The organism is Klebsiella sp. (genome assembly GCF_027492335.1).
GTDB classification, from domain to species: Bacteria; Pseudomonadota; Gammaproteobacteria; order Enterobacterales; family Enterobacteriaceae; genus Klebsiella; species Klebsiella huaxiensis.
In genome coordinates this window covers 1-20,561 of the sequence record NZ_JAPUEW010000011.1, presented here as the reverse complement: position 1 = coordinate 20,561, position 20,561 = coordinate 1, and the positions used below count along the sequence as shown (strand labels likewise).

At 52.6% G+C, this 20,561-nt stretch carries 19 protein-coding genes; 9 read left to right on the top strand and 10 right to left on the bottom strand.

Translation table 11 applies throughout. From position 1 onward, the window contains the following. The first annotated feature begins 147 nt into the window (after window positions 1-147). From ftsZ to mutT, 5 genes are all read left to right on the top strand, one after another. A complete protein-coding gene (gene ftsZ / locus QVF11_RS04420; protein ID WP_110272552.1) occupies window positions 148-1,299 on the top strand; it encodes a cell division protein FtsZ in 1,152 nt (383 codons plus the stop codon). A gap of 100 nt (window positions 1,300-1,399) precedes the next feature. Continuing rightward, window positions 1,400-2,317: a UDP-3-O-acyl-N-acetylglucosamine deacetylase gene (gene lpxC, locus QVF11_RS04415; protein WP_287855329.1), complete on the top strand. Its 918-nt coding sequence runs from the start codon at window positions 1,400-1,402 to the stop codon at window positions 2,315-2,317. A 252-nt stretch (window positions 2,318-2,569) separates the two neighbouring features. After that, entirely contained in the window at window positions 2,570-3,079 is a 510-nt protein-coding gene (gene secM, locus QVF11_RS04410; RefSeq protein WP_167492826.1) for a secA translation cis-regulator SecM, read from the top strand. 61 nt (window positions 3,080-3,140) lie between these two features. After that, the gene (gene secA / locus QVF11_RS04405) at window positions 3,141-5,846 is read left to right on the top strand and encodes a preprotein translocase subunit SecA (RefSeq protein WP_287855328.1); all 2,706 of its coding nucleotides are present in this window, start codon (window positions 3,141-3,143) and stop codon (window positions 5,844-5,846) included. Window positions 5,847-5,906: 60 nt separating this feature from the next. Beyond that, on the top strand, window positions 5,907-6,299 hold the full coding sequence (gene mutT / locus QVF11_RS04400; RefSeq protein ID WP_112215521.1) for an 8-oxo-dGTP diphosphatase MutT: 393 nt from the start codon (window positions 5,907-5,909) through the stop codon (window positions 6,297-6,299). A 66-nt stretch (window positions 6,300-6,365) separates the two neighbouring features. On the opposite strand, the gene yacG is transcribed toward mutT, so the two are convergent. The 3 genes from yacG to coaE are packed head-to-tail and all read right to left on the bottom strand — an operon-like array spanning window position 6,366 to window position 7,933. Continuing rightward, complete coding sequence (gene yacG / locus QVF11_RS04395; RefSeq protein ID WP_112215520.1) at window positions 6,366-6,560, bottom strand: DNA gyrase inhibitor YacG; 195 nt, start codon at window positions 6,558-6,560, stop codon at window positions 6,366-6,368. Window positions 6,561-6,569: 9 nt separating this feature from the next. Continuing rightward, window positions 6,570-7,313, bottom strand: a complete 744-nt coding sequence (gene zapD, locus QVF11_RS04390) for a cell division protein ZapD (RefSeq protein ID WP_112215519.1) — start codon at window positions 7,311-7,313, stop codon at window positions 6,570-6,572. Further along, window positions 7,313-7,933 (bottom strand): dephospho-CoA kinase, encoded by a 621-nt coding sequence (gene coaE, locus QVF11_RS04385; RefSeq protein ID WP_112215518.1) that lies wholly within the window; start codon window positions 7,931-7,933, stop codon window positions 7,313-7,315. The genes zapD and coaE overlap by 1 nt, the downstream gene beginning before the upstream one ends. 349 nt (window positions 7,934-8,282) lie before the next feature. On the opposite strand from coaE, the gene QVF11_RS04380 reads away from it, so the two are divergent. Further along, window positions 8,283-9,326 carry a GMP reductase gene (locus tag QVF11_RS04380; protein ID WP_112215517.1) on the top strand — a complete coding sequence of 348 codons (1,044 nt, stop codon included), beginning with the start codon at window positions 8,283-8,285 and terminating at the stop codon, window positions 9,324-9,326. 30 nt (window positions 9,327-9,356) lie between these two features. Here QVF11_RS04380 and hofC read toward each other — a convergent pair whose 3' ends face one another. The 4 genes from hofC to nadC form a co-directional block, all read right to left on the bottom strand. Further along, window positions 9,357-10,562: a protein transport protein HofC gene (gene hofC / locus QVF11_RS04375; protein ID WP_287855327.1), complete on the bottom strand. Its 1,206-nt coding sequence runs from the start codon at window positions 10,560-10,562 to the stop codon at window positions 9,357-9,359. Beyond that, window positions 10,552-11,937, bottom strand: a complete 1,386-nt coding sequence (gspE, locus tag QVF11_RS04370) for a type II secretion system protein GspE (RefSeq protein WP_287855326.1) — start codon at window positions 11,935-11,937, stop codon at window positions 10,552-10,554. The genes hofC and gspE overlap by 11 nt, the downstream gene beginning before the upstream one ends. 10 nt (window positions 11,938-11,947) lie before the next feature. Continuing rightward, window positions 11,948-12,379, bottom strand: coding sequence for a prepilin peptidase-dependent pilin (ppdD, locus tag QVF11_RS04365; protein WP_112215514.1), 432 nt, complete (start codon window positions 12,377-12,379; stop codon window positions 11,948-11,950). A gap of 185 nt (window positions 12,380-12,564) precedes the next feature. Then, on the bottom strand, window positions 12,565-13,458 hold the full coding sequence (gene nadC, locus QVF11_RS04360; protein WP_110272541.1) for a carboxylating nicotinate-nucleotide diphosphorylase: 894 nt from the start codon (window positions 13,456-13,458) through the stop codon (window positions 12,565-12,567). A gap of 203 nt (window positions 13,459-13,661) precedes the next feature. Here nadC and ampD point away from each other — a divergent pair, with 203 nt between their 5' ends. Both ampD and ampE read left to right on the top strand, forming a co-directional pair. Continuing rightward, a complete protein-coding gene (gene ampD / locus QVF11_RS04355) occupies window positions 13,662-14,225 on the top strand; it encodes a 1,6-anhydro-N-acetylmuramyl-L-alanine amidase AmpD (protein ID WP_112215512.1) in 564 nt (187 codons plus the stop codon). Continuing rightward, window positions 14,222-15,076, top strand: a complete 855-nt coding sequence (ampE, locus tag QVF11_RS04350; protein WP_112215511.1) for a beta-lactamase regulator AmpE — start codon at window positions 14,222-14,224, stop codon at window positions 15,074-15,076. The genes ampD and ampE overlap by 4 nt, the downstream gene beginning before the upstream one ends. A 30-nt stretch (window positions 15,077-15,106) precedes the next feature. Here ampE and QVF11_RS04345 read toward each other — a convergent pair whose 3' ends face one another. The 3 genes from QVF11_RS04345 to aroP all read right to left on the bottom strand — a co-directional run bounded on the left by QVF11_RS04345 (window position 15,107) and on the right by aroP (window position 19,010). After that, complete coding sequence (locus QVF11_RS04345; protein ID WP_142512304.1) at window positions 15,107-16,057, bottom strand: glycoside hydrolase family 43 protein; 951 nt, start codon at window positions 16,055-16,057, stop codon at window positions 15,107-15,109. Continuing rightward, the gene (locus QVF11_RS04340; RefSeq protein ID WP_112215509.1) at window positions 16,057-17,463 is read right to left on the bottom strand and encodes a glycoside-pentoside-hexuronide (GPH):cation symporter; all 1,407 of its coding nucleotides are present in this window, start codon (window positions 17,461-17,463) and stop codon (window positions 16,057-16,059) included. Before QVF11_RS04340 ends, QVF11_RS04345 begins: the two co-directional genes overlap by 1 nt. Before the next feature lie 176 nt (window positions 17,464-17,639). After that, window positions 17,640-19,010 carry an aromatic amino acid transporter AroP gene (aroP, locus tag QVF11_RS04335; RefSeq protein WP_287855325.1) on the bottom strand — a complete coding sequence of 457 codons (1,371 nt, stop codon included), beginning with the start codon at window positions 19,008-19,010 and terminating at the stop codon, window positions 17,640-17,642. 651 nt (window positions 19,011-19,661) lie between these two features. Here aroP and pdhR point away from each other — a divergent pair. Beyond that, window positions 19,662-20,441: a pyruvate dehydrogenase complex transcriptional repressor PdhR gene (gene pdhR / locus QVF11_RS04330; protein ID WP_004098632.1), complete on the top strand. Its 780-nt coding sequence runs from the start codon at window positions 19,662-19,664 to the stop codon at window positions 20,439-20,441. Window positions 20,442-20,561 lie beyond the last annotated feature (120 nt).

Here is a 20,561-nt window from a genome sequence, read left to right as displayed (position 1 = left end):
AGGCACATACACAAAATCATTCAAGTTGCATCGCGGCAGCAACTGAACGAATCTCCTGGTGCATAGTTTACTATGTGACTGGAGTGAGGGAAGGCGGCGCACAAAGAGGCAGCTTGAAGGACGAAGTGTAAAACGGAGAGAGAAACTATGTTTGAACCAATGGAACTAACCAACGACGCGGTGATTAAAGTCATCGGCGTCGGTGGCGGCGGCGGTAACGCCGTTGAGCACATGGTGCGCGAGCGCATTGAGGGTGTTGAATTTTTTGCGGTGAACACCGACGCGCAGGCTCTGCGCAAAACGGCGGTTGGCCAGACTATTCAGATCGGTAGCGGTATTACCAAAGGTCTGGGCGCAGGCGCAAACCCGGAAGTTGGCCGTAATGCGGCGGATGAAGATCGTGAAGCGCTGCGCGCTGCTCTTGACGGCGCAGACATGGTGTTTATCGCTGCCGGTATGGGGGGTGGTACCGGAACCGGTGCGGCACCTGTTGTCGCTGAAGTAGCAAAAGATTTAGGTATCCTGACCGTTGCCGTCGTGACCAAGCCTTTTAATTTCGAAGGCAAGAAGCGCATGGCATTCGCTGAGCAGGGGATTACCGAGCTGTCCAAGCACGTAGACTCACTGATCACTATCCCGAACGACAAGCTGCTGAAAGTCCTGGGCCGCGGTATTTCGTTGCTTGACGCTTTCGGCGCAGCAAACGACGTGCTGAAAGGTGCGGTGCAGGGTATCGCTGAATTGATTACCCGTCCGGGTCTGATGAACGTCGACTTTGCAGACGTGCGTACCGTGATGTCTGAAATGGGCTACGCGATGATGGGCTCTGGTGTAGCGAGCGGTGAAGACCGCGCAGAAGAAGCCGCTGAAATGGCTATTTCTTCCCCGCTGCTGGAAGATATCGATCTGTCCGGCGCGCGCGGCGTACTGGTCAACATCACCGCGGGCTTCGATCTGCGTCTGGATGAGTTCGAGACCGTAGGTAACACTATTCGTGCATTTGCTTCGGATAACGCGACCGTGGTTATCGGTACTTCTTTGGACCCGGATATGAACGACGAGCTGCGCGTGACCGTTGTTGCCACTGGTATCGGTATGGACAAACGTCCAGAAATTACCCTGGTAACCAACAAACAGGTTCAGCAGCCGGTGATGGATCGCTACCAGCAGCACGGTATGTCTCCATTGAATCAAGAGCAGAAACCTGCAGCTAAAGTGGTGAACGACAATACGCCACAAACTGCAAAAGAGCCGGATTATCTGGATATTCCAGCGTTCCTGCGTAAGCAAGCCGACTAAGAATTGGCTGGAAGTTGGGCATCTGCGCTCTTTGTGCTAAACTGGCCTGCCGAATGTATTGTACACTTCGGTTGGATAGGTAACTTGGCGAGATTATACGATGATCAAACAAAGGACTCTTAAACGTATCGTTCAGGCGACTGGCGTCGGTTTGCATACCGGCAAAAAGGTCACACTGACGTTACGCCCTGCGCCGGCAAATACCGGGGTCATCTATCGTCGCACCGACTTGAATCCACCGGTTGATTTTCCGGCTGATGCCAAATCTGTGCGTGATACCATGCTCTGTACTTGCCTGGTCAACGAGCATGACGTGCGGATATCGACGGTCGAACACCTCAATGCCGCACTGGCTGGCTTAGGTATCGACAACATTATTATTGAAGTCGATGCCCCGGAAGTCCCGATTATGGACGGTAGTGCGGCTCCGTTCGTTTATCTGTTGCTGGATGCCGGCATTGATGAATTGAACTGCGCTAAGAAATTTGTACGTATCAAAGAGACAGTTCGCGTTGAAGATGGCGATAAATGGGCTGAATTCAAACCGTATAATGGTTTTTCACTGGACTTCACCATTGATTTTAACCATCCGGCGATTGATTCCAGCAGCCAGCGCTATGCAATGAACTTCTCAGCTGATGCGTTTATGCGCCAAATTAGCCGCGCGCGTACCTTCGGTTTCATGCGTGATATCGAATATCTGCAGTCCCGTGGCTTGTGCCTGGGCGGCAGCTTCGATTGTGCCATCGTTGTTGACGATTATCGCGTACTGAACGAAGACGGTCTGCGCTTTGAAGATGAGTTTGTCCGCCATAAAATGCTGGATGCGATTGGTGACTTGTTTATGTGTGGTCACAATATCATCGGTGCATTCACGGCGTACAAATCCGGTCACGCGTTGAATAACAAACTGCTGCAGGCTGTTCTGGCAAAACAGGAAGCCTGGGAGTATGTGACTTTCGAAGACGACGCAGAAATGCCGCTGGCATTCCGTGCACCGACGTTGGTTATGGCATAAGTCTGACCATGCAGTAAATTCGACTGGTAACCTGGTACTCTCTCCGGCCAGGGAGCCAGTCGTTTTTCTTTCTGAGTTTCCAGTCCTGTATTCTGCTTCGATCTTTCTTCTGCATTTATCGTGCGTTCGCTCCTTTTTTAAACGTTTTTACCCCGTGTAAGCCTTCATTCCTGCTGCTGTGATGGCGTATTAATGTTAATATTTGGGCGCAAAATATTTCTCAGGGTTGCTACCAACATAAAGGTAATGTAAGTGAGTGGATTGCTGACGCGCTGGCGACAGTTTGGCAGACGGTATTTTTGGCCGCATCTCCTGTTGGGGATGGTCGCGGCTAGCCTTGGCCTGCCTGCGCTTAGTAACGCTCATGAGCATGAAACCGCATCACCTGCAAAAACGACATCCAGCAACCATAACCCGGCTAAAGTTAACTTCTCTCAGCTGGCACTGCTGGAATCCTCCAATCGTCGTCCCAATTTCACGGTTGATTACTGGCATCAGCACGCTATTCGCACGGTCATTCGTCACCTGTCATTCGCGATGGCACCGCAGGTGTTGCCGGTAGCCGAAGAATCTTCGCCGCTTCAGGCACAACATCTGGCCCTGCTCGACACGCTCAGCGCGCTGCTGACGCAGGAGAGCAAACCGCCAGCCATTGTCCGCCAGGTGGCATATAACCCGTCCTGGTCTCATTGTGCATTTCGTGTCTGTACCTGGATTAGCCAGGTAACGGGTATCCGTGCCGGGCCTCAACGTCTCAGCTGAAACAAAAACGAACCTTTATATTTTTTGTGACTCCGCATCGCGGGGCGTTTGAGATTTTATTATGCTAATCAAATTATTAACTAAAGTATTCGGTAGCCGTAATGACCGTACACTGCGTCGTATGCGCAAAGCCGTCAACGTCATCAATGCCATGGAACCGTCCATGGAAAAACTTTCGGATGATGAGCTGAAGGCTAAAACCGTCGAGTTCCGTGCGCGTCTGGAAAAAGGCGAAAGCCTGGAGAGTTTGATTCCAGAAGCCTTCGCGGTGGTACGCGAAGCCAGTAAGCGTGTTTTTGGTATGCGCCACTTTGATGTCCAACTGCTGGGTGGGATGGTGCTTAATGAGCGCTGCATCGCGGAGATGCGTACTGGTGAAGGTAAAACCCTGACCGCAACCCTGCCAGCATATCTTAATGCACTGACTGGTAAAGGCGTACACGTGGTTACCGTCAACGATTACCTGGCGCAACGTGATGCGGAAAACAACCGCCCGCTGTTTGAGTTCCTCGGGATGAGCGTGGGTATCAACATGTCTGGTCTGCCGGCTCCAGCCAAGCGCGAAGCATACGGTGCAGATATTACCTACGGCACTAACAATGAATATGGTTTTGACTATCTGCGCGACAACATGGCGTTTAGTCCTGAAGAACGCGTACAGCGCAAACTGCACTATGCGCTGGTGGATGAGGTGGACTCCATCCTGATTGATGAAGCACGTACCCCACTTATCATTTCTGGCCCGGCTGAAGACAGCTCCGAAATGTATAAGAAAGTGAACAAAATCATCCCGCATCTGGTGCGTCAGGAGAAAGAAGATTCTGAGACCTTTACCGGTGAAGGTCACTTCTCTGTCGATGAGAAAGCGCGTCAGGTTAACCTGACTGAACGCGGTCTGGTGTTGATTGAAGAGCTGCTGGTTAACGAAGGCATCATGGATGAAGGTGAGTCTCTTTACTCACCGACTAACATCATGCTGATGCATCACGTTACCGCCGCGCTGCGTGCTCATGTACTGTTCACGCGTGACGTTGATTACATCGTTAAAGATGGCGAAGTTATCATCGTCGACGAACATACCGGTCGTACTATGCAAGGTCGTCGCTGGTCAGATGGCCTGCATCAGGCCGTTGAAGCGAAAGAAGGCGTTGATATCCAGAACGAAAACCAGACGCTGGCCTCCATCACCTTCCAGAACTATTTCCGTCTTTACGAGAAACTGGCGGGGATGACCGGTACTGCCGATACCGAAGCCTTTGAATTTAGCTCGATCTACAAACTGGATACCGTTGTGGTTCCGACCAACCGTCCGATGATTCGTAAAGATATGGCGGACCTGGTCTATATGACCGAAGCGGAAAAAATTCAGGCCATTATTGAAGACATCAAAGAGCGTACTGCCGCGGGGCAGCCGGTTCTGGTGGGTACCATTTCTATCGAAAAATCAGAAGTGGTCTCTAATGAATTGACGAAAGCGGGTATCAAGCACAACGTGCTGAACGCGAAGTTCCACGCCAGCGAAGCGGACATTGTTGCGCAGGCGGGTTACCCGTCAGCGGTGACCATTGCGACGAACATGGCCGGTCGTGGTACTGACATTATGCTCGGCGGTAGCTGGCAGGCAGAAGTCGCTCAGCTGGAAGATCCGACTCCGGAACAGATTGCTCAAATCAAAGCCGACTGGCAGGTTCGCCACGATGCGGTGCTGGCTGCGGGCGGTCTGCATATCATTGGTACCGAGCGCCATGAATCCCGGCGTATCGATAACCAGCTCCGCGGCCGTTCAGGTCGTCAAGGGGATGCCGGTTCTTCCCGTTTCTATCTGTCGATGGAAGATGCGCTGATGCGTATTTTTGCCTCTGACCGTGTGTCGGGCATGATGCGTAAATTGGGTATGAAGCCTGGCGAAGCTATTGAGCACCCTTGGGTGACCAAGGCGATTGCCAATGCTCAGCGTAAGGTGGAAAGCCGTAACTTTGATATTCGTAAGCAACTGTTGGAATATGATGATGTTGCTAACGACCAGCGTCGCGCAATCTACAGCCAGCGTAACGAGCTGTTAGATGTGTCTGATGTGAGCGAAACTATTAACAGCATCCGCGAAGACGTTTTCAAAGTGACTATTGATGCGCACATTCCGCCGCAGTCTCTGGAGGAAATGTGGGATGTTGAAGGGTTGCAGGAACGTCTGAAAAACGACTTCGATCTCGACATGCCAATCAAAGAGTGGCTGGATAAAGAGCCAGAGCTGCATGAAGAAACCCTGCGCGAGCGTATTCTGCATAGTGCCATCGAAACTTATCAGCGTAAGGAAGAGGTTGTTGGCGCTGAGATGATGCGTCACTTCGAGAAAGGTGTCATGCTGCAGACTCTGGACTCCCTTTGGAAAGAGCATCTGGCGGCAATGGACTACCTGCGTCAGGGTATCCACCTGCGCGGCTATGCGCAGAAAGATCCGAAGCAGGAATATAAGCGTGAATCCTTCTCAATGTTCGCTTCTATGCTGGAATCGCTGAAATATGAAGTGATTAGCACGTTGAGCAAAGTCCAGGTGCGGATGCCGGAAGAGGTTGAGGCGATGGAACAGCAGCGTCGTGAAGAGGCTGAACGTCTCGCGCAGATGCAGCAGCTTAGTCATCAGGATGATGACACCGCCGCCGCTGCCGCACTGGCAGAGCAAACTGGCGATCGCAAAGTGGGCCGTAACGATCCTTGCCCATGCGGTTCTGGGAAAAAATTCAAGCAGTGCCACGGTCGCCTGAGCTAAGTTCTACAACAATAAACATAAAGGCGCAGATATCTGCGCCTTTTTTATGGAATGAATACAATGAAGAAACTGCAAATCTCAGTCGGTATTATCCGCAATCCGCAAGGCGAAATTTTTATAACACAGCGGTCTGCTGATGCACATATGGCGAATAAACTTGAATTTCCCGGTGGAAAAATTGAAGAAGGTGAGTCGTCAGAGCAGGCATTAGCGCGTGAATTGCAGGAAGAAGTGGGCATTACGGTTAAATCGTGCCGCCTGTTCGATAAGCTGGAATATCAGTTTCCTGACCGCCATATCACGCTGTGGTTCTGGCTGGTAGATGTCTGGGAAGGTGAACCGTGGGGGAAAGAGGGACAACCTGGCCGTTGGATGGCGCAGAATGCGCTGAATGCTGAGGATTTCCCTCCCGCAAATGAGCCTGTGATTGCAAAATTAGTTCAAAACTCGTGAGCCATTATTTGGTCAATTATGGCGGGAGCGCTATGCTTGCCCGCCTTAAGAAAAAAACCAGACAACTTACTCTTTCTCTTCGCTCCAGCCATCGCTGTCTGATAGATCGCTACTGCTTGGGATGCGTTTTTCTTCTGCTGCCCATTCGCCTAAATCAATAAGCTGGCAGCGCTTGGAGCAAAAAGGGCGATACGGGCTCTGTTCATTCCAGACCACAATTTTGCTGCAGGTTGGGCAATTGACGGTTATCTCTTCTGACATATTTTCTCCTTAACAACAGGCCAGTTCAAAATCAAAACGCTCTGGCACGATGCCATGCTCGCTGTCCAGCGGCAAAAAGCGGATCGCAAAACGGCTCTTATGACCGGATATTTGCGGGTACAGCTGGCTGGCAAGATCCAAACGCAGGCGTAACAGATCGGCATCCTCGCCGTTATCCTGATAAAAGCCGTTCAGGCTGGTCTGCTTGCGAAAGGCGGCTGAGTTGCGGATCAGATCGAGAATGAGCACCAGCGATTGTGACAGAGGGTCGAGGCTGGACAGCCACTTGCCAACCTGTTCATTGCGATATTCCTGGGGCATATGCAACCAGATATGTAGCGTTGGGAGATCAAAGCTGCAGCAACCGCCGGGGATGCTTAAGCGTTGACGCACCAGTCCGACCAGGCGATCTTCGCGCAGATATTGACCAATGCGAGGGGCTGAGATCAGCATGCTGGATAACTGCTTCAACTGCTGGCGCAGCGTATTGATACGTTCCTGATCGACACCAGGGACTTCTGCCCAGGATTGTAATTTCCGCTGTTGGCGTTCCAGCTCTTTCATCAGATCGGTACGGACTTCGCCACGTTCAAGGACATCTAAGAGATCGCCGATGTTACGGAAAAAATGAAGCGCATCCGCATGGCTGGTGATAGTTGGGTGAACGGATAGCTGCTGAAGCAAAAACTCAATACGCAGCCACGTGCGCATTTTTTCATTGAGCGGATGTTCAAATAGAACAGGGGTATGCATTACGTTTTTTCCTGTGAGGCGGCCTGCAATGCCAGCGTTTGATACTTTTTATGCAGGCGGGCGACATCTGCTGCAATAGCCGCAGGTGGACCCATATTTTCAATAACATCATCCGCAACGGCAAGGCGCTGCTCGCGCGTGGCCTGAGCGGCGAGAATATGTTCCGCATGTTGGCGGCTGACCCGATCGCGGAGCATCGTGCGCTCTATTTGCGTCTCTTTTGGCACATCGACAACCAGTATGCGATCGGCTTTGGCGGACAAACGATTTTCGACCAATAATGGTACGACCCAGAGAATATAAGACGAGGTTGCAAGCTGCATCTGTCGACGCGTTTCCTGCTGAATTTGGGGGTGCAACAGCGCGTTAAGCCAGATTTTATCCATAGCATGAGCAAAGATGTGTTCACGCAGAGCGCGACGGTTCAGCGTTCCGTCTTCGTTGAGTATCTGCTGGCCGAAGCGTTCGGCGATAGCATCAAGCGCCGTGGTTCCGGGCTCTACAACCTGACGTGCGATAACATCGGCATCGATAACGTTAACTCCAAGATGTGCAAATGTATCGGCTACGGTACTTTTACCACTGCCGATGCCGCCCGTTAACGCTACCGTGTACTTCATAGGCTTCAATCCTGAAACTGACAACATGCACAATTTTCTTTGAGACAGTCCCCGCTATTCACGGCGAGACTACACTGTGGCAGTGGTTTCATCGGCAGGTTGTCAAACCGATAAATTGCTTTCACAACGCATTCTGGTTTTTTTTGTACATGTAAATCAATTGGTTAAAAATGATACGTTGGTGATTGAGTGTTGCAAAATCACTTTTGGCTATTCACCAGGTAAATTTATACGATTGTAGCGTAAAAAAAGTGAAAATCGCAGTCTTGCGCGGTCATGATTCGTGCGTATGATAACGTCACTGGAGTTGTGCTCTCACAATAATGCAATTAACCCCAGGAATTCGCACATGCGTATTGAAGAAGATTTGAAGCTTGGTTTTAAAGACGTTCTTATCCGCCCGAAACGTTCTACCCTCAAAAGCCGTTCTGATGTACAGCTGGAACGTGAATTCACCTTCAAACACTCTGGCCAGACCTGGTCCGGTGTGCCAATCATTGCGGCCAATATGGATACTGTCGGCACCTTTGCTATGGCTAAAGCTCTGGCCTCCTTTGGCGTTCTGACAGCAGTCCATAAGCATTACAGCGTTGAGCAGTGGCAGGCGTTTGTACAGGGCGAATCCGCAGATATAGTGAAACACGTCATGGTCTCTACTGGCACTTCCAATGCAGACTTTGAAAAAACGCAACAGATCCTGACCCAGAATCCGCAGCTTAGCTTCGTGTGTATTGACGTCGCGAATGGTTATTCCGAACACTTTGTGCAGTTTGTTGCCAAAGCCCGCGAAGCCTGGCCGCAAAAAACCATTATTGCGGGTAACGTTGTTACCGGTGAAATGTGTGAAGAATTGGTTCTTTCTGGCGCTGATATTGTGAAAGTCGGTATCGGCCCGGGTTCTGTATGTACTACCCGTGTGAAAACCGGCGTGGGCTACCCTCAGCTTTCCGCTGTTATCGAATGTGCCGATGCGGCACATGGCCTGGGCGGGCAGATCATTAGTGATGGTGGCTGCACCATGCCTGGCGATGTGGCTAAGGCATTCGGCGGTGGTGCTGATTTCGTGATGCTGGGCGGTATGCTGGCAGGTCATGAAGAGAGCGGCGGTACCGTAGTTGAAGAGAATGGTGAAAAATTCATGCTGTTTTACGGTATGAGCTCCGAATCAGCAATGACCCGTCACGTTGGCGGCGTCGCTCAGTATCGTGCAGCAGAAGGTAAAACTGTTAAGCTGCCCCTGCGCGGTCCGGTTGAAAATACCGCGCGTGATATCCTCGGCGGCCTGCGTTCAGCGTGTACCTATGTTGGTGCTTCACGTCTGAAGGAGCTGACCAAGCGTACTACCTTTATTCGCGTACAGGAACAAGAGAACCGCGTGTTCAATAGCCTGTAATGCCTCTCGCTGGCGCATTCGCGCCAGCGTTTATCCGCCCATCCCGCTAATGGCATCACCCAGATGAAAAATGGGTAAGTACATTGCCACAACCAGCACTCCGACAATCGCTCCAGTTATCACCAGCATTATAGGTTCAAGTAGGGTTGCCAGGTTATCTGCCTGCTGATGCGTTTGCTCACTATGATGGCGAGCCAGATTCTCCAGCATAGTATCCAACGAACCTGAAGCTTCACCGGTACGAATGAGTTGTAGACAGAGCGGTGTAAAACCTCCGCTATGAGTCAGCGCCTGCCAGATGGGTTCACCATGGGTAATATGCAGACCGACCTGCTGGAGCCTTTGTCGCCATAACGGGCAACTTAGGGTTTCCTCCACGCTTTGCAGGCCCTGTAAGAAGCTGATACCCGCGCTTTGCGTTAACGCAAGTACGGTGAAAATCTGGCTAAGCCGTTGCCCACTCAGCAATTTACCAAATACCGGCAGCGTGTGGAGTAGCTTTTGGCGATGCAGCAACCAGCCTGATCTCTGGCGAATCAGCCGATTAAGAATTGTAGGTAAAATGACCAGTACAGCCAGAGCCGGCCAATAGCGAGTCAGCACATTGCCGACGCTCATCACCGCTCGGGTCAGTAATGGTAGCGGAGTATTGAAGGTTTGATAGATAGCGGCGAACTCCGGTAAGACGAAGCACAGCATCCCCATGACCACCAGCAGCGCCAGGGATAAAATAATAATCGGATAGCGCAGCGCTTTTTTCACTTTCTCGCTAAGAAGCAGTTGTTCTCGCTGCTGAAGGGCTAACTGTGTGCAGCAACGTTCCAGCTTGCCGGTGAGTTCACCGGTACGGATCATGGCCAAATAGAGTGGGGGAAATACTTCAGGCCATTTCTCCAGGGCAACCGAAAGCGAAATGCCTTGCGCCAGGTCATCAGCCAACGTTTGCAGCAGGGCTTGCCATTGTGCGTTGGGTTGCTGTTGCGCCAGCAGTTCCAGCCCCTCCGCCAGTGGGAGGCCCGCTTGCAGTAGCGCGGCTAGTTGGCGGATGATTTCACCGCTGTGGCGTGGATGCCACAGTGAATTTTGCACGCTACAGCGGCGCAGCGTCAGTGGGATGATTCGCTCCTGTTGCAACACCTGCAATGCCAGCGGGCGATTCTCTTTCCAAAGCGTTCCCTGGCAGGGGACGCCCTGAACATCAATACCACGCCAGCGCCACAGTCGCTTAGTCGCCATGCGGGATCCCCAGAACGCGAACTACCTCTTCGAGGCTGGTCAGTCCTCGTTCCACGGCCAGACAGCCGCTCTCAAACAGCGTCATCATTCCCGCTTCTCGCGCCAGGGATTCGATTTCGGTAGCGCTAAGCTCCTGAGTGATGGCTTGCCGTAGCGCGGTGTTAACGGGTAAAAGCTCAAATAGCGCCAGTCGCCCGTAGTAGCCGTGATAACAGTGCTGGCAGCCCGGAGCCTGCCAGCGAGGAAGCGCTCGTGGCCACAGGCTATGCGGGATATCGGCCGAGCTGCCGGTTTCCCGGCGACAGTGTGGGCACAACCTGCGCACAAGGCGTTGAGCAACAACCAGCGAGAGTGCTGATGAGATCATCCAGCGAGCGACGCCCATTTGCTGCAGGCGCACCAGGGTTTCGCTGGTCGAATTAGTGTGTAAGGTCGAGAGGACCAGGTGTCCGGTTTGCGCCGCTTTTATCGCAATTTCAGCCGTTTCCGCATCGCGTATTTCGCCCACCATTACGATGTCGGGGTCCTGACGCAGCAGGGCGCGCAGTACACTATGGAAGGTTAGCCCGGCACGGGGGTTAATCTGCGTCTGATTCATCCCCACAATCGGAATCTCCAGCGGATCTTCCACGCTACAGATGTTCACCTCATCGCGATTTCTCGCCTGCAGCGCGCTATATAAGGTGACGGTTTTTCCGCTTCCCGTTGGGCCTGTGACCAACAGTAGACCCTGCGGTTGGTTAAGCGCCGAGCGAAAGTCAGCAAGCTGTTGAGAGGAGAGCCCCAGCGCTTCGAGATCCAGAGCTTGTTCGACCTGGTGTAATAAACGCAGAACGATTTTCTCTCCGCCGCGACAGGGAAGCGTAGCGATACGAAAAGAGACCGGGCGATCTGCAAGCGTAAGTGTAAATTGACCGTCCTGAGGTAAACGGTGCTCGGCGATATCCAGATTACTCAATACTTTCAGCCGGGCCGTAATCGGTGCAGCAAGCTCCGGGGCCAGAGGCGAAAGCGGGTGCAGCACGCCGTCTACCCGCAGGCGAATTCTCAGGTGGTTTTCGCCGGGTTCGATATGAATATCGGACGCACGTTGACGTAGGGCTTGTTCCAGGATGTGATTAACCTGTTCAACTACGCTTGCCGAGGCTTCACTATGCATTGGGGATACCGCTATCCCTGGTGTCTGTAGTCGTTTGTCCATCCGGTCCTGACTCCAACACTCAATATCGATTCGTTTCTGGGTCGCGAAGCGTAGTGCTTCCATAAGCTCTGGTGCTGGCGCATCAACAACGGCGATGGCAATGGTGTGTGCATCGCTATTGAGCAGTAATGCCTGGTAGCGCTGGCACAGAGGTATCAATTGTTCAGTTTTCATTGCCTCACCCTCAGTTAAAACGGAATACGTCTTCGCAGGCTTGCTTAAGCGCACTGTCGCCGGTAATGCTGCAAACGCGCTGCCAGCCGGTGATGCCGTTAGCGTTATCCCAGCTAGGGGTCATCGTGACGCTTAAGCCATTGAGGCTTTCCTGGCCGGTGAGCGTGACAACGCCAGTGGCGACGCTCATTGCCGAGACGTAACGCGTGGTGGTGGGGGAGGGGATACCATTGCTGCCGCCATCACAGGTTGTTAATCCACCGTGCTCTAGCGCGCAAAGCTCAATGGCGGTGCGGAAAGGTACAAAGGTTTGCAGCATGTCAGTGAGAGCCGCTTTTCGCAGGTAGTTCTGGTAAGCAGGAATGCCGATAGCGCTGAGGATTGCGATGATCCCAATGACCACCATCAGTTCAATAAGGGTAAAGCCACGTTGTTTATCCATAAGTTGCTCCTTGTTGTTTTCGGGAGCACTTTGCCGGGCTTTAATCTGCTGTGCGAGTCGCTGATCGCGCCTAAGGAAGCAAGGTTCCAGGCTTTTTTTGCTGGTTGCAGTGAGGGATTATCGGTGTGCGAGTCGGCTCGCAAAAAAAAGAGCCCCGGTGCAGGATATCAACCGGGGCAGGACAGTTAGCGGAAACGCATTGAGAGATCGAGCGCGCGCACGTGCTTGGTTAGTGCACCTACGGAGATGTAATCGACACCGGTTTCGGCAAATTCACGGATGGTATCGAAGGTAACGTTGCCGGAAACTTCCAGCGCCGCCTGACCATTGGTGCGCTTCACTGCTTCACGCATCAGATCGGTGGTGAAGTTGTCGAGCATAATGATGTCAGCGCCCGCTTTCAGTGCTTCTTCAAGCTCTTCAAGGGTTTCGACTTCGACTTCGACCGGAACATCAGGGTGCAGCCAGAACGCTTTTTCTACCGCCTGGCGTACCGATCCAGAGGCGATAATGTGGTTCTCTTTGATCAGGAAGGCGTCAGATAGACCCAGACGGTGGTTCGCTCCGCCTCCGCACAGAACTGCATACTTCAGCGCCGTGCGCAGACCGGGCAACGTCTTACGCGTATCGAGAAGTTGGGTTTTGGTTCCAGCAAGCAGGTCGACATAGCGGTGGACTTCGCTTGCCACCCCGGATAATGTCTGCACGAAATTGAGCGCAGTGCGCTCGCCAGTTAACAGAACACGGGAGGGGCCATCCAGTTCAAACAGCGGCTGATCAGCCTTAACCGCGTCGCCATCGGCAACATGCCAGGTGAGGTTGACGTCATCACCAGCGAGCTGAATAAAGACCTCTTCTACCCAGCGTTTACCGCAGAATACGCCGTCTTCACGAGTGATCACCACTGCGTGCGAGCGTGCGTCTTGCGGCAACAATTGTGCGCTAATGTCGTTATTAGCATCCACTTCACCGCCCAGATCCTCCCGCAGGGATTGGGCGACGGCGTCAGTAATATCATGATTAACACGTTCCAGCAGCGCGTCACGGCGGCGGTCGGGATTGTAGCGACGAGGCGACATGATAAAGCTCCAGATAGATAGGATTCAGAAGTGTGAAACATGCTAACCTGAACCACGTTTCTGTACCACATCCACTTCACCCTTCTGGCGGCTTCACCGTGGGTCTCAAGTTAGTTTTGTGATGAGTGATAGTGCGTATAACAGCAGGCATTCTTTGGGCCCCGGGCGCCGCGAATGCATAGGTTAGTAAAAGGAGACTCAACATGCAGTTGAACGGGGGATGGCTGGTAGATGCGCGTCGGGTTCCTTCGCCGCACCACGATAGCCGCCCGGATAATGAAACGCCTTCTTTGCTGGTGGTGCACAATATCAGTCTGCCGCCCGGCGAATTTGGTGGTCCATGGATTGATGCCCTGTTCAGCGGTACGCTCGCTCCCGATGCTCATCCTTTCTTTGCTGAGATAGCCCATCTTCGCGTTTCGGCGCATTGTCTGATTCGCCGGGACGGTGAAATCGTGCAGTATGTGCCTTTCGATAAGCGCGCGTGGCACGCGGGTGTTTCCAGCTACCACGGACGCGAGCGCTGTAATGATTTTTCAATAGGCATTGAGCTGGAAGGGACCGACACACAGGCCTATACCGAGGCGCAATATCAGCAACTGGTGGCTATTACCCGGCAGCTTATTTCGCTCTACCCGGCCATTGCAGACCATATCACCGGCCACAGCGATATTGCACCCGTGCGTAAAACGGATCCCGGCCCGGCTTTTGACTGGGCAAAATTTCGCGGTTTGTTAACCTCGTCGTCAGATAAGGAGATGCCATGACGTTGTTTACCACGCTGTTAGTGCTTATTGCCGAGCGTTTGTTCAAGCTGGGCGAGCACTGGCAGCTTGATCACCGGCTGGAAGTGTTGTTTCGCCGGGTGAAGCATTATTCACTCTTTGGCACCGTACTGATGACGGCTGCAGCGGTAGCGGTGGTCTTTATTATTCAGCGCTTGCTACAAGGGCAGCTATTTAACGTTCCGCTGCTGGTGTTCTGGATTTTGCTCGGCCTGCTGTGCATTGGCGCTGGGAAAGTCCGCTTGCATTACCATGCGTATCTGAAAGCCGCTGCCCGTGATGATAGCCGCGCCTGCGACGCCATGGCCAGTGAGCTTACCCTTATCCACGGCGTGCCGCCGGGTTGCGATCAGCGTGAATATCTCAGCGAGCTGCAAAACGCACTGTTGTGGATTAACTATCGCTATTATCTTGCCCCGCTGTTTTGGTTCGTTGTTGGTGGACCGTGGGGGCCGTTAACGCTAATCGCTTATTGTGTGCTGCGTGCCTGGCAAACCTGGCTGGCGCGTTATCAGACGCCACATCATCGTTTACAGTCGGGAATCGACGGTATCCTGCACGTAGTGGACTGGGTGCCGGTACGCCTGGTTGGCGTGGTTTATGCTCTGGTAGGGCACGGAGAAAAAGCTTTACCGGCCTGGTTTGCTTCGCTAGGCGATCGCCACTCTTCGCAATATCAAGTATTAACCCGTCTGGCGCAGTATTCGCTGGCTCGCGAGCCCCACGTCGATAAAGTGGCTACGCCGAAAGCGGCGGTTTCCATGGCGAAGAAAACGTCGCTGGTGGTAGTGGTGATTATGGCGCTGCTGACGATTTACGGGACGTTGATTTAACCGCCTGCCCGTTAAGGGCAGGCGTTGCTCTTAATATGTATCTGCTGCCGGGATGCCAAAATCAGGCATCCCATTTTCTTGCCAGCGAACCAATTTCAGACGGGTATGACGATTCGGATCGTACAGCGGATCGCCTTCGATTTCGGTGTAGTTGCGCGCGTGGTACACCAGCACATCTTCTCCCTCCGGCGTTTGTGTAAAGCTGTTGTGTCCCGGCCCATACTGACGATTTTCGTAGCTGGTGCGGAACACCGGCTGCGGTGCTTTATGCCAGTTTTCCGGCTGGAGCGGATCGGCGTTGACATCTATCCACAGTAAGCCCATGCAATAGTTTTCATCGGTAGCGCTGGCGGAGTAGCTGACGAACAGTTTGTCATCGTGGAACAGCGCCGCCGGACCCTCGTTGACCAGAAAGCCGCGGCACTCCCAGTCAAACTCCGGCTTACTCAGCATCACTGGTTTTCCTTTTAGCGTCCACGGGTTTTCAAGTTCAGCCAGATACAGGTTGGTGTTGCCCGCAATATCCGGGTCTTTTTGCGCCCACAGGTACCACTGCTTGCCCTGATGGTGGAAGGTGGTGGCATCCAGTGCAAAGGTATCAAACGGCGTTTTTACCTGGCCCTTTTCCTGCCATTTGCCGGTTAGCGGGTCGCTATCCGCGCATTCCAGAGCGAACATGCGATGCTGGAACATGCCCAATTCATCGAGATCGTGCGTGTGGCTGGCGGCAAAGTAGATGTACCATTTGCCTTCTATTTCATGTAGTTCTGGGGCCCAAATCAGCTGACTCATTGGGCCGCTCTCCGGCTTGCGCCAGACCACCACCGGCTGCGCGTCGCGCAGGCCTTCAAGGGTTGCAGAGCGGCGGATTTCCAGTCGGTCATACTCCGGAACCGAGGCAATAAAATAGTAGCAATCCTGATGGCGCAGAATAAACGGATCTGCGCGTTGTTCAATAAACGGATTTGGCCAGTTTTTCATCAAGCTTTCCTTACGTGTTCACTAGTTTTGTGATCCTGGAACTCATTTAGTTCGCTGTAGTTGATGCGGCGTTTCTCCAGGTCAGACTGAATTTGACGCATGAATTCGCGGTTTACCTTCAGCATACGCACGACCCCTGCGGTAATCAGATAGCCGACGCCGGGGATGACGCTGAATAACAGTACGATTCCGTTAATCGCCGAGGCGCTTTGCTGTTTCGCTCCGGCATCGTAGCCGTACCAGGAAAGCAGGAAGCCAACCATCGCCCCGGCAATTGCCAGTCCGACCTTCAGGAAGAACAGGTTGCCGGAGAAGCTGATGCCGGTAATGCGTTTGCCAGTTTTCCACTCGCCGTAGTCGTCTACGTCGGCCATCAGCGACCAGTGCAGCGGCGATGGAATTTGATGCAGAATATTCAGCAGGAAGTAGAGCACCATAATCATCATGGTGGCATGGGGATCGAAGAAGTAGAACGCGCAGGAGAAAATGGCCAGAACGATGTTGGTCCAGAAAAATACCTGCAGTTTGCACCAACGGTCGGTCAGTACTTTTGCCAGCATGCTGCCAATCATCATTCCCACCACGCCGAGGCTGATAAACAGCGTCGCGAAGTGGGTGCTTTGCTGCATAACCCAGGTGACGTAATACATGGTGGCGGCCATGCGGATAAAGCCCGGACAGACGTTGCACAGGGTTAGCAGCAGGATACGTACCCACTGATCGTTCTTCCAGACGTCTTTCAGATCTTTTTTCAGTTCGTCGTTAGTCTGCACCGCCGGGCGTACGCGTTCACGAACGGTAGCGAAGCAAAACAGGAACATGCACATACCTATAAAGGCGAGCACCGTCATCGCCATCTGGTAGCCTTTGGCTTTATCTTCGCCGCCGAACCAATCCGCCATTGGCAGCAGCGTCAGAGAGAGCAGCAGGGTGGCGATACCGACCATGACAAAACGATAGGACTGGCAGGCCACGCGTTCCTGCGGGTCATTAGTAATCACGCTACCCAATGAGCAGTAAGGAATGTTGATTGCGGTATAGGTCAGCGAGAGCAGGAAGTAGGTGACGAAAGCATAGATAACTTTGCTGTTGTAGGTCCATTCGGGGGTGGTAAACATCAGCACGCTGAACAGCGCGTACGGGAAGGCAATCCACAGTAGCCATGGACGAAAACGGCCATATTTACTGCGAGTACGGTCAGCCATTGCGCCCATAATCGGGTCGGTCACGGCATCGATAACGCGTACGGAAAGCAGCAGAACGCCGACCAGGGCCGGTGTGAGCCCGAAGATGTCCGTATAAAAATAGTTAACAAACAGCATGATGGCGCCGAAGATGATGTTACATCCGGCATCGCCCATCCCGTAGCCAATTTTTTCTTTAACTGAAAGCTTATTGCCATTCATGGTGGAGATCTCCCCGTTGCGGTATGGAGAGAATTATTAGCTGGATAATGGATAAATACGTTGCAGGAAAAGGTCAACGATATGGACAAATAGGTTGTTGCGAGGAAAGTGTGAAGCAGATAACAATGCTCTGTGCCCGCAAAATGGCGGCGGGCACAGATTTTTGAGATGTATGATTATGCTTTTATCGCGCTGGCCGTTTTTTGCTTAAACAGATAGCCGACGCCGAGAACGGCAATCCATACCGGAATCAGATAGACGGAAATCGCCATGCCTGGGGTAATCAGCATGATAACCAGCACCCCAACCATAAACAGCAGGCAGATCCAGTTTCCTAGCGGGTAGAACAGCGCCGGGAAGCGAGTAACGACCCCCTGCTGCTGCTTAGCACGACGGAATTTGATGTGTGCCAGGCTAATCATCGCCCAGTTGATCACCAGCGCAGAAACGACCAGCGCCATCAGCAGACCAAACGCGGATTCCGGTGCGAAGTAGTTAATCAGGACGCACAGTGCGGTCACTACCGCGGAAACCAGGATGGTGTTAACCGGTACGCCGCGTTTATCGACGTTCATTAGCGCTTTTGGTGCGTTCCCCTGCTGTGCCAGGCCGAACAGCATCCGGCTGTTGCAGTAAACACAGCTGTTGTAAACAGAAAGCGCCGCAGTCAGTACCACGACATTCAGCGCGTTGGCCACAAAAGTATCGCCCAGTTCGTGGAAGATCAGGACGAACGGGCTGGTGTCAGCGGTCACGCGGCTCCACGGCAGCAGGGAGAGCAGAACGGCCAGCGAGCCCACATAGAAAATCAGGATACGGTAGATAACCTGGTTGGTGGCTTTAGGAATGCTTTGCTCCGGATTATCGGCTTCTGCTGCCGTAATACCGACCAGCTCCAGACCGCCAAAGGAGAACATAATAATCGCCATCATCATCACCAGCCCGGTGAAGCCGTGCGGCAGGAATCCACCCTGCTCCCACAGGTTGCGTACGGTGGCCTGCGGGCCGCCGTTGCCGCTGAACAGCAGCCAACCGCCGAACAGGATCATCGCCACGACGGCGACGACTTTGATGATTGCGAACCAGAACTCCATCTCGCCAAACACTTTGACGTTGGTCAGGTTGATGGCATTGATGGCAACGAAGAAGATGGCTGCAGAAACCCAGGTCGGGATTTCAGGCCACCAGAACTGGACGTATTTCCCTACGGCAGTGAGCTCTGCCATGGCCACCAGAACGTAAAGAACCCAGTAGTTCCAGCCGGAAGCGAAGCCTGCGAAGCCGCCCCAGTATTTGTAGGCGAAATGGCTAAATGAACCTGCTACAGGCTCTTCTACCACCATCTCACCCAACTGACGCATGATCAGAAAGGCGATGAAACCGGCAATTGCGTAGCCCAGAATAATACCTGGGCCTGCGTTTTGGATGACGGATGCACTACCCAGAAATAAACCGGTACCGATAGCGCCTCCCAGCGCAATAAGCTGAATATGGCGGTTTTTAAGGCCGCGCTTTAGCCGATCGCCATGCTGTTGACCTTCCATCATGAAACCTCGTGTGTGGTTATGGTTATTATGTTTGTACGCGTCATCCTTCAGGTGACTTCTTCACTGTCTGTCCCTGCCTGATAGCATAGTCAGCGAAATTTCAGCGAGCCTGCGCCCGTTTTACCCTGAGTGATACGACGCACATATTGTTGTGTTTGTGTAATTATGAAATTCCGTTTCTGTACTGATTTCTTTACGCAAGGCGGGATGGTAATTCATTAAAAGGCCTTTCGTATCATGGAGAATAGTGATAAGCGGAAGTGAATGCACCTGCTTTATGAAGGGATGATGACGAAGCGAGCAAAAAGAAACCATTTGTAAATCATGCCAGCATACCCACTACCTACCTCTTATTTTCTTTATATTCACACCAAATGAATTTTTATTCACTTGGTGGTGAGGTGAATCGGTTCAGATAGCGTATTTTTTCGTTTCGATTACGTTAACGCTACCTCATTGTGGGTAAACATAACATTTGTGCAAAGTTACATTTTTGAAATGTTATTTCTGTATGTTTGTTAAAACATGCTGGGTTTACTGATTTCAATCAAAACCTGTATGGACAGAAGGTGAATACTTTGTTACTTTAGCGCTACGAACTATGAATTGGTAAGACCAATTGACTCCGGGCTAATGGCAGAGACAGGGAATATGGCCTACAGCAAGATCCGCCAACCAAAACTATCCGATGTGATAGAGCAGCAGCTGGAGTTTTTGATCCTTGAGGGGACGTTGCGCCCCGGTGAAAAGCTCCCGCCTGAACGCGAACTGGCAAAACAGTTCGACGTTTCCCGCCCCTCGCTGCGTGAGGCGATTCAACGCCTCGAAGCCAAGGGGTTGTTGCTTCGTCGCCAGGGAGGTGGAACGTTTGTACAAAGCCGCCTGTGGCAGAGCTTCAGCGACCCGCTGGTAGAGCTCCTGTCCGACCACCCTGAATCCCAATTTGATCTGCTGGAAACCCGCCACGCGCTTGAAGGCATTGCGGCTTATTACGCAGCGCTGCGCAGCAACGATGAAGATCGCGAACGCATTCGCGAACTGCATCAGGCCATTGAGCGGGCTCAGCAGTCCGGCGATCTTGACGCCGAATCCGATGCCGTCGTCCAGTATCAAATAGCCGTCACCGAAGCGGCGCACAATGTGGTGCTGCTCCATCTACTACGCTGTATGGAGCCGATGCTGGCCCAGAACGTTCGTCAGAATTTTGAATTGTTGTACGCCCGCCGGGAGATGCTCCCGCAGGTCAGCAATCATCGCACTCGGATTTTCGAGGCGATAATCGCCGGGGAGCCGGAGCAGGCGCGTGAAGCCTCGCATCGTCACCTGGCGTTCATTGAGGAAATTTTGCTGGATCGCAGCCGTGAGCAGAGCCGTCGTGAACGCTCATTGCGCCGTTTACAGCAACGAAAAGATGAGAACTCCGGTTCTTAAGCGCCATTTTTAGAGCGCGGCAACTAAACGCAGAACCTGTCTTATTGTGTTTTCCGGCGAAAATACAATGGGACAGGTTCCAGATTAATCAACGATTAGATAGATAAGGAATACCCCCCA

Excerpts from the sequence above, each read along its gene's own strand:
- gspE (WP_287855326.1), bottom strand. The coding sequence starts at position 11,937 with ATGAAAACTGAACAATTGATACCTCTGTGCCAGCGCTACCAGGCATTA.
- ppdD (WP_112215514.1), bottom strand. The coding sequence starts at position 12,379 with ATGGATAAACAACGTGGCTTTACCCTTATTGAACTGATGGTGGTCATT.
- nadC (WP_110272541.1), bottom strand. The coding sequence starts at position 13,458 with ATGTCGCCTCGTCGCTACAATCCCGACCGCCGCCGTGACGCGCTGCTG.
- ampD (WP_112215512.1), top strand. The coding sequence starts at position 13,662 with ATGCAGTTGAACGGGGGATGGCTGGTAGATGCGCGTCGGGTTCCTTCG.
- QVF11_RS04340 (WP_112215509.1), bottom strand. The coding sequence starts at position 17,463 with ATGAATGGCAATAAGCTTTCAGTTAAAGAAAAAATTGGCTACGGGATG.
- hofC (WP_287855327.1), bottom strand. The coding sequence starts at position 10,562 with ATGGCGACTAAGCGACTGTGGCGCTGGCGTGGTATTGATGTTCAGGGC.
- ampE (WP_112215511.1), top strand. The coding sequence starts at position 14,222 with ATGACGTTGTTTACCACGCTGTTAGTGCTTATTGCCGAGCGTTTGTTC.
- mutT (WP_112215521.1), top strand. The coding sequence starts at position 5,907 with ATGAAGAAACTGCAAATCTCAGTCGGTATTATCCGCAATCCGCAAGGC.
- coaE (WP_112215518.1), bottom strand. The coding sequence starts at position 7,933 with ATGAAGTACACGGTAGCGTTAACGGGCGGCATCGGCAGTGGTAAAAGT.
- QVF11_RS04345 (WP_142512304.1), bottom strand. The coding sequence starts at position 16,057 with ATGAAAAACTGGCCAAATCCGTTTATTGAACAACGCGCAGATCCGTTT.
- yacG (WP_112215520.1), bottom strand. The coding sequence starts at position 6,560 with ATGTCAGAAGAGATAACCGTCAATTGCCCAACCTGCAGCAAAATTGTG.
- QVF11_RS04380 (WP_112215517.1), top strand. The coding sequence starts at position 8,283 with ATGCGTATTGAAGAAGATTTGAAGCTTGGTTTTAAAGACGTTCTTATC.
- aroP (WP_287855325.1), bottom strand. The coding sequence starts at position 19,010 with ATGATGGAAGGTCAACAGCATGGCGATCGGCTAAAGCGCGGCCTTAAA.
- ftsZ (WP_110272552.1), top strand. The coding sequence starts at position 148 with ATGTTTGAACCAATGGAACTAACCAACGACGCGGTGATTAAAGTCATC.
- zapD (WP_112215519.1), bottom strand. The coding sequence starts at position 7,313 with ATGCATACCCCTGTTCTATTTGAACATCCGCTCAATGAAAAAATGCGC.
- pdhR (WP_004098632.1), top strand. The coding sequence starts at position 19,662 with ATGGCCTACAGCAAGATCCGCCAACCAAAACTATCCGATGTGATAGAG.
- secA (WP_287855328.1), top strand. The coding sequence starts at position 3,141 with ATGCTAATCAAATTATTAACTAAAGTATTCGGTAGCCGTAATGACCGT.
- lpxC (WP_287855329.1), top strand. The coding sequence starts at position 1,400 with ATGATCAAACAAAGGACTCTTAAACGTATCGTTCAGGCGACTGGCGTC.